At 58.1% G+C, this 13,410-nt stretch carries 12 protein-coding genes; 1 reads left to right on the top strand and 11 read right to left on the bottom strand.

Features of this window, described 5'->3' with window-relative positions:
- Positions 1–125: 125 nt before the first annotated feature.
- The 9 genes from ACSVDD_RS12375 to ACSVDD_RS12335 all read right to left on the bottom strand — a co-directional run bounded on the left by ACSVDD_RS12375 (position 126) and on the right by ACSVDD_RS12335 (position 8,483).
- A complete protein-coding gene (locus ACSVDD_RS12375; RefSeq protein WP_448189665.1) occupies positions 126–3,566 on the bottom strand; it encodes a hypothetical protein in 3,441 nt (1,146 codons plus the stop codon).
- 795 nt (positions 3,567–4,361) lie between these two features.
- Entirely contained in the window at positions 4,362–4,667 is a 306-nt protein-coding gene (locus ACSVDD_RS12370; protein WP_448189664.1) for a MarR family transcriptional regulator, read from the bottom strand.
- A gap of 214 nt (positions 4,668–4,881) precedes the next feature.
- A complete protein-coding gene (locus ACSVDD_RS12365; protein WP_448189663.1) occupies positions 4,882–5,064 on the bottom strand; it encodes a hypothetical protein in 183 nt (60 codons plus the stop codon).
- A 13-nt stretch (positions 5,065–5,077) separates the two neighbouring features.
- On the bottom strand, positions 5,078–5,515 hold the full coding sequence (locus tag ACSVDD_RS12360; protein WP_448189662.1) for a hypothetical protein: 438 nt from the start codon (positions 5,513–5,515) through the stop codon (positions 5,078–5,080).
- A gap of 3 nt (positions 5,516–5,518) precedes the next feature.
- The gene (locus tag ACSVDD_RS12355; protein ID WP_448189661.1) at positions 5,519–6,046 is read right to left on the bottom strand and encodes a hypothetical protein; all 528 of its coding nucleotides are present in this window, start codon (positions 6,044–6,046) and stop codon (positions 5,519–5,521) included.
- 122 nt (positions 6,047–6,168) lie between these two features.
- The gene (locus ACSVDD_RS12350) at positions 6,169–6,597 is read right to left on the bottom strand and encodes a hypothetical protein (RefSeq protein ID WP_448189660.1); all 429 of its coding nucleotides are present in this window, start codon (positions 6,595–6,597) and stop codon (positions 6,169–6,171) included.
- Between the two features lie 152 nt (positions 6,598–6,749).
- Positions 6,750–7,100 (bottom strand): hypothetical protein, encoded by a 351-nt coding sequence (locus ACSVDD_RS12345; RefSeq protein WP_448189659.1) that lies wholly within the window; start codon positions 7,098–7,100, stop codon positions 6,750–6,752.
- 44 nt (positions 7,101–7,144) lie between these two features.
- Complete coding sequence (locus tag ACSVDD_RS12340; RefSeq protein ID WP_448189658.1) at positions 7,145–7,348, bottom strand: hypothetical protein; 204 nt, start codon at positions 7,346–7,348, stop codon at positions 7,145–7,147.
- Positions 7,349–7,940: 592 nt separating this feature from the next.
- The gene (locus ACSVDD_RS12335; RefSeq protein WP_448189657.1) at positions 7,941–8,483 is read right to left on the bottom strand and encodes a recombinase family protein; all 543 of its coding nucleotides are present in this window, start codon (positions 8,481–8,483) and stop codon (positions 7,941–7,943) included.
- 1,753 nt (positions 8,484–10,236) lie between these two features.
- Between ACSVDD_RS12335 and ACSVDD_RS12330 the strand changes: the two genes are divergently transcribed.
- Positions 10,237–10,917, top strand: coding sequence for a hypothetical protein (locus ACSVDD_RS12330; RefSeq protein ID WP_448189656.1), 681 nt, complete (start codon positions 10,237–10,239; stop codon positions 10,915–10,917).
- Between the two features lie 191 nt (positions 10,918–11,108).
- On the opposite strand, the gene ACSVDD_RS12325 is transcribed toward ACSVDD_RS12330, so the two are convergent.
- Positions 11,109–12,395, bottom strand: coding sequence for a tyrosine-type recombinase/integrase (locus ACSVDD_RS12325; protein WP_448189655.1), 1,287 nt, complete (start codon positions 12,393–12,395; stop codon positions 11,109–11,111).
- Between the two features lie 236 nt (positions 12,396–12,631).
- Complete coding sequence (locus ACSVDD_RS12320; protein WP_448189654.1) at positions 12,632–12,826, bottom strand: hypothetical protein; 195 nt, start codon at positions 12,824–12,826, stop codon at positions 12,632–12,634.
- Positions 12,827–13,410 lie beyond the last annotated feature (584 nt).

The following is a 13,410-nucleotide window of genomic DNA, read 5'->3' as shown; positions in this document are numbered from 1 at the left end:
TTGTTGTGGTTTGGATAAGAGAAAAAGTCACGCCACAAGTGCATATGGTTCACTTGTGGCGGCATTTGCGGAGTGTTTCTGATTTAGATCGGTGCAGTCACTGCATTTTGCTCATAGGAACTTCGTTATTGCTGAACCTTGAGGGCCTGTGCCCGGTTGAACTGGTGTGCCATGTAGTGAGACTGAAGGTCCTCATTCTCTTTGATGAGTGCTCCTTCCGCCATGTGACGGTAGCCGCCGAGGATGGCCTTGATGGTCATCATACGGGAACCGTCGTAGGTTTCCCCGCCGTCCGTGAGCTTTGACCAGTCGTTGCCAAGGATACGCTCCTCAAGGGTGTCCTTGACGGTCCTACCGCGGCTGTCCTTGACGGTGCCAATGAGTTCCTGAAGGCGATCATAGGCGGTCTGATTGGGGCCAACCTTGGCTTGCGTCAGGTCAAAGTCACCCCACTTCTTAGCGGGCGGCTGGAACCCCGTCTTGTTGATTTCCGCCAGACGCGAGAGTTCATCATAGACAGCATCGTTCTTCCACTCGGAACCATAGAAGGGGTTGATGGCGTCAATTCCGTGCCCACTCGGGAGGGCGATCTTCTCCCCGAGCATGTTCCGTACGGGATCTAGGGTTTCACTCAGGCCCGGCGTCTTGGCCTTGATGGCGTCAACCGTGCTGCGGACTTCCCTCATGTACGGGTCATCCTTGAAGGCAGCAGCGGCGGCAGGAACATAGGAGGACACGTAACCCTCCCACCACTTCTCCACCTTCTTATCCGGCTGTGCCCACGCCTGGACGGCGTTGGTGATGCCCTGAAGGTAAGACTTGTTGTTCAGATTGTGCGCAAGGGCGGTGGTCGCGGCGAGGGCAAGCTTCTCAAACTCCATGTCGCTCATGTGCGGACCAATCTCAACGATGTCCGCAGCAAGACCCATGAACATGGAGATTGGGTCAGCTTTGTTGTACGGCGTGTAGGTCACCTTACCCGTTTCCGGGTCCACCTCACGGATGCTGTATGGCTTCCACCCTGTTTCTAGCTTTGTCTTGCGCACGTTTGGGTCAGCCGGGCCGTTGCCGGTGATGGAGCCGTTGAGCGCAAGGCCAAAGCCCGCCGTCCACAGAGCGCCACCCGTGGCCGTCTTTGCCAGCACCGAAGCTCGCCGCTCGCCACCGGCCAGGAAGTCCTGTTGCATCTGCTTATGCAGCATGTTGATGCCGGGGGTGCGATCCCACAGATACGCCATGATGTTGGCTGGGGTGCGGACGAAGGGGGCGATGATCTTCAGCGGTGCGAACTTGTTGGTCCCGTTCTGCATCCACGAGGAGAAGCTTCCAGCTTCAAGCGGTTGCTGGAACGTGGTGTCCCGCGCGATCTTCATTGCCCGGTCATCCAGGCCGCGCCCGGTCCCGTCAAAGGCTTGCTCAAGCTTGGAACCGGCGTAGTCCAGGGCGTCACGCCCACGGATACCCTTGTCCCACGCCTCGCGGACGAAAGAACCCCAGAGGTTACCCCGATAGGTCAACTGCTTACTGAACTCGTCAATACCGATCATGGCGCGGGACGGGATGTTCACGAATTGCCCGACGCCATCAATCATGTTGGCACCCAAGCCCGGCTTCACGCCCCAATAGGAAGACGAGATTGCGTGCTGCGGGGTGCCATCCAAGAAGGACACGTGAGGGTCAAGGACGGCTTCCCCGAGACGCAAGGACTTTCCGGCCATGCGGATGGAGTCCACAGCGTTCATCATGTACCCAGCATAAGTCAGGAAGCCATCAAGCACCTGACCCTTGTCCCCATTGATGGCGCCAGCAATGGCGTTCTCAGCAGGATCAAGCAACATGCGCGCGGTGTTGCCGAGGAAGTTGGCCGCCCATGTCTTCGGATTGGACAACATGGCGTTGATCCAATATTCATTGTGGGTGTTCCACAGCTTGTTTCCGAGGCTTCCGCGGACGATCTTGCCAGCCGCCGCAGGGTCATCCGCCGCCATCACCAACTGTTTCGCCATGGTCTGAAGATCGGTGCCGAGGACCATCTTCAAGTCGGTCCCAGCCGGAAGCTTCATGGCGTTGAGCGAACGGGCGATGTTGGTCTGAACGCCCTTGAACAGCGCCTGGGTTTCGCCCCAAAGCTGGACGTGATGGACAAGGTTCCTCTCAAGCTCCTCCATCGTGCCAAACACACCCGGCTTATTCGCGTTGTAGAGACGGGCAATCGCCAGGGTCTTGTCAGTAATGGAGTTCAGGAAGGTCCGATAGGCGAGAACCTTGCTGTCCATGAACTTCATGTCACGGGCATCGTCACGGAGCTTGTTGAACATAATCATCGGATCTTCTCCGACTTGTTCAGCAAGGCGGTCGGAGTTGCGCTGTACGGTCTGCCAGTTGCGGATACCCTCGGAGTTCCCGCCCTTTACCTTTCGGATTTCCTCGTCAATCGTCGCGGACATGGTGTTTATGGCGGCGCGAACATCTTCGGAAGACGTGAAGTTGCTGAAGTTGAAGTCCTGACCATGAACGGTCATGTCCTCACCGCCAACCGTATACATCCGCTTGACGTTCTCGCGGAGTTCCTGAACCTTCTCCGGTGCCATGAAGGGCTTTGGTGCAGTCACTGCACCTTCCCGTGTCAGATCCGTGGGCTTCGACTTCCCGGCATCCGTCTGGACACCGGGGCGAACCTGCTCATGGATGCTGTCCGGCTTCGGCCCGCCACCTTCCAGATTGAGAGAACCCTGAACAGGCTCCGTCTCAAGCTTCTTGGCGACGGTCTCAGCTTCCGCAGAAAGGGCTTCCGCCGCCGCCGTGTCGCCTCTCCTTAGGGCCTTCAGAGCCTTCGCCCCGAGGAAGACGCCTTCCGTCACCCCGCCCAACAGCAGACCTTCCAGGGCGTTCTTGAAGCGCCCCTCGGCTTCCCCATCGTCGGGCTTGGCAGCCAGATATTGGGTCACCGAGTTGTCAAGCATCGGGTACTGAATGAGTAGGTTTGACAGGCGCTCCTCGGTGCCCTTGAAGACCGCAGCGTCAGAGATGGCGCCAGCGGCGGAAGCCTGGGCGAACTTCCCCGCCGTTGACACCGCCGCGCCACCGGACGCTGCCTTGACGATCCGCATTCCGCCGACGAAGCCGGTGAGGAACTTGGACACATCCTTGACCAGATTGCCGGTGACGGACTGTGGGTCCGCCATGTCGCGGAACACGCCGTTGTCAAACGTCGGGTCCTGCCCGGTGAGGGCCTTGGTCAGCCCGGTCTTTTCCTCAAGCCACTTCGCGGCGGGTGCCGTGGCGTCGAAGACTTCGTTGACCGCTCCGGTTACACCCTTGGCAACCGCTCGGGGAACTTCGGTGATGCCGGTGCCGATGTCGGAGGCAACCTTCCCAACGGTGTCCATGACGCCACCACTGGTCTGATTACCCTCCCACTGCGCTTGACGCTGAAGTCCCTCCTGAATGGCAAGGTCCAGTTCGTCAGGCTGAGCGGTATCCCGCGCTTCATACTGCGCCTGACGCCGAAGTCCTTCGGCAATGGCAATGTCAAGTTCGTCAGGTGCTTGCTTTTGGTTGTTCATTAGCTGATCATGTTGTTGTGACTTGGATAAACAAAAGGCCCGCCGAAAGTGCCTCTGGTGCACTTAGAGCGGGCCTTTGTGGGGTGGTTCGGATTTAGTTTGGTGCAGTCACTGCACCTTAGGGTTTGATCGAGTGAATGGGCTCAGGGAGCGCCATGATATACGGGAACAGGAAAGCCGGTAGATAGAGTCAGCTTTGAAAATTGTGCGTAATGCTCAGGTGTTGTATTGTCGGCTACTATCTCGTGAAATTTATACCATAGCTCCATATGGATGCTTTCGTACTTTTCGTCATCGATACCCAGCCTCAGCATCTCTTCCACGCAGTCATCGACCATTTTTGTGAACCGAAGCAAATCTTTGTTTGAAAGAGATTTCGTGGAAGACGCTGAAGTACCAATTAGCACAGGAGTTACGGCAGACATATTATCGTCCTTTCCAGTTGTCGGAAGCGCATCGGCGCGTAGAGTTGTTCATGGGAATGGTGCAGTCACTGCACCGAGAGGCAGCACACCAGGGGACCCGCCAGAAAGAACCATTCCCGGTCCTCTGCCCATGCTCCCATCGCCTTCCCCTCGGGGTGGTCAATGGGCTTCATGGGGCCACGATAGCAGCCCAGCCAAAGACAAAATGAACCAATGCGGGCAACGAGGCCGTTGCTCTCACCAATTTCCAACTTCATTGAGGGTTCCTCCGATGTGATAACGAAGGGATTACCTCGACAGTTATGGGTGTGTCCAGTGGTTTTATTTGTACTTGATCTGAGAGAGTCCCAGATGTAGCGCAGTATTATGTCTAGGATACCATGTCCGCTATGTCATTCATCACTTTGGCGCCTTCGGCAGTGAGATACGCGACCTTATGTCTTCGATCTTCCGGCATTTCCGGCGCCGCCATCAAGCCTTCGCTAACGTACCAGTCAACAATTCGCGCGACTGTGGACCTGCTCAAGTCAGATAGGACAACAAGGTCCTGAAATGATATGCCTGGACGATTGTTCACATGCGCGAGGATCACGACGTACTGGATTGGCTTCTTATCCAGTAGCCGCTGAAATGCCAGCGCTAGCTTGCATAATTTTCGGGTTGCCGGGGTGCTCATGCCGTCACTCCATCCACTTTTCTTGATATGAGAGCGGTAATTCTAAACCGCTGAGCGTGATATGGCAACGAATATTGGAAGGTTTGGTGTTCATGTGTTTGCTTGTTGTTGTGGTTATACTGCGGTGGTTGCCCGCACCTTCCCCAAGTTGCCCTGTTGGTTCCACCGAAGCGAAGCCATAGGACTTGGGGAAGGGAGGAGACGGGCAGGAGCCTTACGCGGCAACCCGCTTCAGGATGTTCCACACGTGTTCAACTGTGGACTGTTCAATATGGATCTGCTCATTGTCGAGGTAAAGTTTATGGCCGTTACCTTCGAGAACAAGCTTGGCGGTCAGGGTGTTGAAGGTCAGAACTTCCTGACCCTTGTGAGTGTTGATAGTCGTGTTGATAGCCATTGGTATTTCCTTGTTAGAAGCGCTTGTTGCGATCAGTTCTAAAGCGTTGGATGGCGAGGTCTTCCGAGTGGTACAGGGGCAGCCACTTCTTTTCCCCGCCGTGATACAAAGTCAGACCCAACGTGTCGGCGTCGGATACACGCATGATGCTGGAGCCTATCCAGATCATCTGATTTCCGTTTCCCCAGCCGCACGGCTTGCCGTTTACAAAGCGCCCTGGATAGCGGTCTTCAGTGCCCTCTACACGGTCAGCTTCGGGGGACTGAGGGGAAGCTTCGGGAGTGCTGAAGTCATCCAGGCTCTTGTGAACCTGAATGCCAGTGGAAAAGGTGATGACGACGGTTCGGCCTTCGGTGACGTTGGAGCGGATATCACCCCAACCCTGCGCTGTGGCCTTGGCCTTCACCTCTTTGAGCCAGCGCGCATAGGGTGACCCGTGGACAGGGATCATCCGTTAGACGTTCCTGCTCACGCGGATGAGTCCGTGCTTGACGGCGCTCGCGTAGCCCATAGAGCCATGCCCCGGAATGTCGAGGACGATCCTGCCGTTTATCTCACGGGCACCGATGCCAGCCGCACGGGCCGCGTCCATCACATCCCCGGTGCGGATGGCGTCCAGATTGGAGACGTATTCCCGCGCCAAGGTCCGATAGCCTTGGGTGGTGCGGTCTTCAGCGTGGGACCGGATGGCAGCCTCAAGGGACGGCTTGCGGTGTTCCTTGGCCCACTCCCAGAACTCGCCATCATCGGGGACACCTTCGGCTTTCACCGAGAGGTCGGCTTGGACCTTCATGGGCAGGATGGCGGAATGAACGATCTCCCGCGCTTCCTCCATGCCGACACCCTTGGCTACCATCACATCACCAAGGATGTAGGTGTTAACGCCCAACTCCCTCGACACCTGGGCAACAATCTTCTGTTGCGTGGTCGGGCGAAGGGAGTTGGCAAGGTCGGAGATGACAGCCTCGCTCTCCGGGTCCAAGGCTTCCAGCGAAGGCCCTTCCCCCGGTGACGGGTTGGCCTCACCAGTGCGTTCCGGGGTGCCGGGGGTACCCGACATAGCCCCCGAGGGAGAAGCCATTCCTTGGCTCGTCCCTCCCTCCGTCAGAAAGGGCCGGTGGCGCTGCCAACCTCCCGGTAGAAACCGCCAGCATCACGGGTCAGAAGGCCCATGCGTTCGGCAATGGCTGCCGTCATGCTCATACCGTCGATGGTGACAAGGCTGTCACCCTTCACATCCGAGGGGGCCTGAGGCGTCCCCCAAGCGGTCGTTGCGGTGTCCAGCAGTCCACCAGCGCCCGTCCGCAGATCCCCGGCGGTGGCACGGTTGGTCTTGCTGTAGGTGGCATCCATCTGACCATCACGCATGACGACGCTATGAACGCCTCCGGTGTTGCCGGTGCGCTCCTGGGCCGCACTGAGGTCGGCGTCACGTTCCGCCTTAAGGGAAGCGTCAAACTCCGCCTTGGTGCGCTCATGGTCCGCACGGTCGAAACCGGCGCTGGGGATCTGAAAAGAATTGAAGTTGCTCATTGGGTTCTCGTTCGTGTGTTCTGGTGAAATACGTTGCTAAGTCTAATGTGTATGTTGGACACATTAGCTTCCCTAACCGTGGGGTTAGAGGATGGTCGGTGCCGGGGTGACATTGGCACCGCTGGTGCGGTTTGGGCTGGTGCCCTGCGTGACTACTCGGCGTCAGCCAAAGCCGACACAGGGGCGGCCCCTGGTGCCTTGGCGGGGAAGCTGGGGAGGACGTAAGGGGCGAACCGAGGGCCGCTGTTTGCGTCTTCCTTCACGGTCAGCTTGGCAGCCTTCCGAATGGAGGAGATGAACATGGCCGGAGCGTCACCCCGGTAGACGGTAAGGCACTCGTCTCCGTGGCCTTCCTCCACCAGCTTGCGGCAGAGGGTGAGAACGGGGTCTTCCGAGTAGGCGGAAACGCTGAGCTTCCGGCAGACAACAAGCCGCTTGGTGCCACGGCTGAACTTCTGCCCGAACTTCACGGGCGGGTTGGGTGCGAAATGGGCTTCGAGCATGGTGTTTCTTGGGTTCGGTGCAGTCACTGCACCTTGGGTGAAGGCTAGCGAGACAGCCGCATAGCCGGGTGCTTCCTGACCACCCCACGGCTCACTTCCTCGGCCAAGCTTTGCAGGGCTACGGAAATGACGATGGATGAGGAAACGGCGAAACCGAGGCTGGCCTTGTAGGTGTCTCGGAGAGAGGATAGAGAGGACACGTCGGAGAAACCGAGGTGGAACTTGCGGACTTCCGTCAGTTCCTTCATGCGTGCCTTTGAGGGCTTCTTGCGCATTGAGGGCCTATTTTCAAAACTCAGGAACAGATACACGGGATGAAGAAGGCGCACGCCATCCTCACAGACCCAAGCGGATAGCCTGGGCTGCCTTAGGTGCAGTGACTGCACTTTTCCCGGATTGGGAGATGGGGAGGTAGGGATGGATGGTTGTCACTACAGGCCACCTAATGTGAACCGTGAGTGACACTGAGGTGTTATCTAGGTGTCATCTACCATTCATCGCACCTATTCCTAAACCTTACAGGGACACCTAGGTTGACACCTATGTTTCCCCCTTACCCCCAACCTTGATGATCTTCCTCTTGGGGTGTCTTCCATGTATGGGGTCGAGAAAAAGGACCGCCCAAGGCAAGCTCAAGCGGTCCAGTTCAGCAACACAACACACATGGTCGAACGAGAGGAGGTCTACCGATGAAGCACGACGAGGTACGGCAGGGGCCGCTTCCGTGAGAGTGTCGGGTAATTGGCTTCATGGTCGTTCCGGTGCAGTCACTGCACTTTGGACGGGAGCCGATCAGAACACCCGTTTGGCTGAAGGGGCACGGTAATTGGGGACCGCTTCTCATTGCCCAAGGCAGCGGTACACGCTAGCCCTGCCGATCCCCAACCGCTGTGCAATCTCGGTTGCCCCGACACCATCAGCCGCAAGGGCCTTCACGGCTTCAGCGTCAATGGACGGCTTCCGCCCCTTGTATATCCCCTCGGCCTTGGCCTTGGCGATCCCCTCCATCTGCCGTTCGCGGCGCAGCTTGGTTTCAAAGTCCGCGAACACCCCGAGGAGGTTCAGCGTCAACTCACCGTAGATATCGCCCGTGTCGAATGGCTGTTCCGTCGCCTTCAGACGAACGCCCTTTCCCTTCAACTCCCGCACGATGTCCTGAAGGTCGCCAATGGACCGCGCCAAGCGATCTACGCGCGTAACACAGAGCGTGTCACCAGCGCGGATGAACTGCATGAGGTTGTTCAGCTCTTCCCGCCCGTTGCGGCTTGTCCCGCTGACCTTCTCGGCGCGGATGACATCGCACCCAGCAGCCCGAAGCGAGGCTTCCTGTAGGCTGAGATCCTGATCGGTGGTGCTGACGCGCGCATATCCATAGACCGCCATGACACCCGCCCCTCTGTCTCGTTTGGCTCTAGACCTTCTCACTGTGACTGTCTTGGAATACGATGTCAACCCAAATGAGACACGCAAGCCTTGGGCTTGGCTGTCCCGTTGAGACGCCTTGCGTGGGTATACCTAAACGAGACGGACGAGAGAGCGGCGGCGGTTGGGCTGGGCTTCCCTGTAGACACCTACGCCAGCGCCCCAGGTTGGCCCTCAGGATGCGCCTTGGCCTTCCCCGGTAGGTCGGCACCTCCCAGGCGCCCAGGACTCACCAGCGGTGCCAATGTAGCCCCGGCGTGAGGGTGTGGGCGGGGTGCCCCCAGGTGACACATAGGGCGGCGGCACCCCCATGGGGGGAAGGTGGGTGCGCCAGTATAGCGGTATAGCTCTCAGATTTTTCGGTGAAACTTGACCTACCTCCGTCTACAATCCTCCAGCGATACACCAAAGATCCCCTCAAGCGCTCCTATAATGGGCCAGCGGTTCTTGTCGGCGCCACCATTGGCATACTGAAGTATCAGTCCTTGATTTCCTAAGGCTTCCCAAAGGTGGCTACAGGCGTTGTCTCGCCTATTGTTGACCATTTGTGTCCATATGGTGAAGGATAGCAGGGCGCAGCCCCCAACAAACCACCACCCCAACTTTTCTGTGCTCATGTTCCGGTCAACCATGAAATGGATCTGCGCTTAATAGAAATGAGGGGCTTGTGTCGCCCCTCGTACGCCCTACCGATTAAGAATGAGAACATTGTTCTCGGGGTTGAGGCGAAGTAGAAGGTTGTCGTAAAACCATCCAGCAAGGAAAATGGCAAAGGATAGGGCGAAATATATGAGCGATGCCCAGCCTTGCCCGTCCTTTCCGAGAATTAGTATTGCGATTGCTCCCAGGAAGCACACTCCTCCAATCAATCGGAGGGCGAGCTTTAGAATTGGCCTCAGGAACATCAATGGGTAAAACAGTAGCCCCTTCACTAATACCCCCGTATGCAAGCGGCGAGAGAGTTGCATGATGGCTTAGCCCGCGGCTGGTGTCAAAGCTGCCCTATTGGGTGTGCTTTCGCATATGTGAGAGGCCGCTTGTGACGCTTTGCGGATGTTCCCCACGTTCATGGTCGAGGTGGTGCCGTGGCGGTTCGTGTAGGTTCGGGGTTGGGGTTCACTGTCATTGGATGACGGTGACGTTTCGCGGCGTAGGCGGGACACGAAGTCGTTCGACACCGCGACACGGCGGGCAATCTCCCGGTCACTCCGGCAGGACCAGCAGCGGTTCCCTTCAGGACACACGTGCTTTCCCAGAGAACACCCAGGCTGGTAATCCTCAAGCAGCCGCAGGACAGCCCGCCGCTTGTCCGCGTTGGTGCGCCTCAGGCCATGCGTAGCGTTCGCTCCTACGCTCAGGAGGATGGCTTCACGATAGGTGCCTTGGCGGACTTCGGCGGGGAGCGAGGGGCACCCAGCAGAAAGCGTTAGCGGCACCCCACGTTGCCCCTCAGGATGCGTTCTGGCCTTCCCCGGTAGTCGGCACCTCCCAGGCCCCTAAATCCCACCAGGGGCGCCAACCTCACCCCGGCGCGATGGGGAGGTGGTCAAGATCGGCGCCAAGGCGATCACCCACTCCCGCTATGTGGCCTTCCGGTTGGGCTGGAACCGGGCTGCATTTGCGTCAATCAGGGGTGAATAGGCTGTCCATATGGGAAATCCGGGTTTAAGATATTGCTGACAGCTCATATACAATTTTCTCTAGGGGGGTAATGATGGATTGGCTGATTGCTGTTTATAATGACGCATTAAACAAGACGGCGTGGGAGTGGGCAGGACTTCTATTCACCATTTTTGGGTGCCTTGGAAGTTTCGCTATGGTGATAAAGTGGGTGCGGATGTGGATTGCGCGCAAGGCGGCCATTAAATCCGTGCGCGCGCTCAAAAAGAAGATTGCCGTCTTCATCAAAAAGAAAGATTTCGTATCATTTTCTGAGCGCCATCCATTTGGGGCTATGGCTGAAATTATCCGTTTGGCGTCTGGAGTTGCGTTATTTGCTTGCATAGCCATTGTTTTATCGCAGCGCGACTTCGTGCCGTATCCATTCAACCTTCTGTTTGGATTTGCTGGTCTGCTGTTCTGTATGGATCTCATGAACAAATGTGCGATCAAAAGTATCGACATACAAGGCGGAATGAAAGAAGTTGATGCGCTGGCCAGGGAAATCCAGAAAGCTTTGGACGAATTGGTTTCGAAGTCACAATATCTGCCCGCCACAGCGCGCAAGCGTCTTGAGGGGCTAAAGGTGCTTTGGGAGAGCGTGGGGTCCCTTTCGGCCACGCCAAATGCGTCTCTGGAACTAGATGGAACGAGTAGTGGAGGCAGAAATGCCACCCTACCTGTTGGAAAGAAGTCCGCTCCGATGGAACTCGCAGACCAAGAGGCGCAGGATTAGCCGTTCGGTGTGATGCAGGGCGGCTTCACCCATACGGGGGGAAGGGCCTCGCGCCAGGAGGGTTGAGGGCGCCTCAGGTTGGCCCGCTGGGTGCGTTCTGGCACATCGGGGGCACCCGGCAGCCACAGCGCACCAGAGAGGCCAACCTGTCACCGGGAACGGGCCTCTTCCCTCCCGACGTGCGCCCGCCCTCACGCTCCGGGATAGTCGATTTTCTCCAGTGCCTTCCGCTTCACCTCCAGTGAGGCGCCACCCGAGTACAGGCCATAGGTCATCGTGGGCTTATCGTGCCCCAGGATGTCCGCAGAGACGTTCTCGGGAACCCCCGCGTTCTCCAGCAAGGTCGCCACGGTCTTGCGGATGGAGTGGAAGACGTGGGCTTCGGTGAACCCGAGTTCCTTCTTCAGCCTCCCGAAGCGCTTCCCTACGGCGTTGCTGCGGTCGCCATACTTGTTGGGTGAGAGACCAGACAGGAGATAGCTGTCCTTGCTGGCCTTCTTCAGCCGGTCAATGGTGGGCTGAAGCCTGGGGTGGATGGGTACCTGCCGCCACCCGGCCGCCGTCTTGGCTTCCTCAATCTCAATGAACCCGTCCCCCACCTTGGTCAGCTTCAGGGCGCATAGTTCCTCAACGCGCGCCCCCGTCCACATGCCCAGGCGGATCAGGTCCGCAACCTCGTGGTCCTTGCTCTCCTGGGCAGCATGTAGGAGCTTGACCACCTCGGCGGGGGTGAAGGGCTTCCGATCGCCGTTGCCGTTCTTGGGCTTCGCGGCCTTCGGCATGGACAGCTTTTCAAAGGGCAGGGCGTTCTCCGAGGCTGCCTCAATGGAGGTGAGGTAGGCCCAATACCCGCGAAGCTCCGATAGGGATCGGCGGATAGTGGCGACGGCTTTCCCTTCCTGCCCCTGCTTGTTAACCCAACGCTGAACGGCCTTGCGCTGCACATCCTGAAGATAGGGGAACGCCTCAGCGAACTTCTTGAGCGTAGACCGCTTCATGTCGATAGTCTTAGCTTCATTCTTGAGGGTTGCAAGGTACTCCTCAATGTGTTCGTCAAAGCGTGTAATCTGCCCTGTGGCGACCTTGAAGAACCGAATTGCCTCGTCATACTCTGGCATCTCTTCAACATCCGGGTTGTCCTCGTCCACGATACCGGCCCGTGTTGCGACTTTTTGCCAGCGATTATCCGCCTCGTCTGCAATGAGGCTGACTACCATGTCTCGTTCGGACTCCGGGGTGTCGCGCAAGACCTTCCGCCAGTAGCTTGCGTCTTGTTCAATGTGGTCGGTGCTCTGTGTGCGGGCCTTACGGATCTCCGACAGCCAGCGAACTTCAAGGGGAGACGCCCGCCGCTTCGCTTCCGCGCGGTCCTCGGTCTCCAGGCTTTGGACGAACCGCTTGCGTCCAAGAGCCTCTTGAACGTCAGCCGGAATGTCGTGCAGGGCATACCAGCGCCGCCGCCTACGCTCCATGTACATTGGGCCTCTCCCACACACGTTTTCCCCACACGTATACCCTTGGGAAATGGCTGAAATCAAGGTTTTCAATGGTCGATTGGGAGGCGGGCGGATCGTCTCGTTGGGGACGCCACTTCTACTTTTCCCTGAAAAATCAGGAGCTTACGGGCGGTGATTCGACCGCGTTCGAGCCGTAAGTGTAACAGGGGAATGGACCGTTGCAAGCCGGCAGATAGTGTGACTCTACGCGGCGCCCCTCAGCCGACCATCACGCCGTCCAACTCACCTGTGCGCATTAGGTCGTCGCGGACGCGTCCGCTCCAGATGTTGGCATCGGCCAGCGCGAGTCGCACCAACCCGGCGCGAGACGCACCGGTGTCGGAAATGGCGGGGGTGGCGACGATCGCATCGACGAGGCGGTCGTAAATCGCGTTTGATAAATAGATGTCCATGGGTTCCTCCTGGGTGGTAACGCTGGCGATTCTGCCAGCGACGCCCCCTACGCTGCAACAATAAAGTTGTGTGCAGATTGGCGTGTGCAGCCATAGGTAAGTCAGGTTTGATTGACGCCTGGGTTAGCATTGTCTGCGCCTCGGCGACTCCATACACGGCTGCCCGTGAGTCGTTGGCATGCTTCTGAGGGTGGGGTCGCAGGGGGAGTAGCTGCCGGAGCCAGCGCGCGCCCACGGCAGAAATTTCAGGCCGGGGCGAAAACCCCTCGTGGCCAGAAGGATCAAGGGTATCGCCGTGGCCTTCGGCGTCTCCCGGAAGGGGCTCTTGCGTCTCCGATATCGGCGCCGTCATCCGCGACCGAGGCAGGTCTGTGATTTCCTCCGGGAGACATTGCCAGCGCGTCGGGGGCGAGCGCAGCGAGCGCCGACGCCGCGGCGCCATAAATTGGAGTATGAATCTCTGAGAGTCTTCTCTGATTGGGGTTACGGGGTCAAGGCCGGATAGCGTGCCTGCTCTTCGATAATGTCGGCTGGTATCGCGTGTGCCCTTATCCCTTTGTTCGACCGGTTCAGACCATCCCTTC

This window comes from Azospirillum terrae (genome assembly GCF_053470425.1).
The sequence above is the reverse complement of the archived record's forward strand: the minus strand, read 5'-3'. Positions and strand labels throughout refer to the sequence as shown.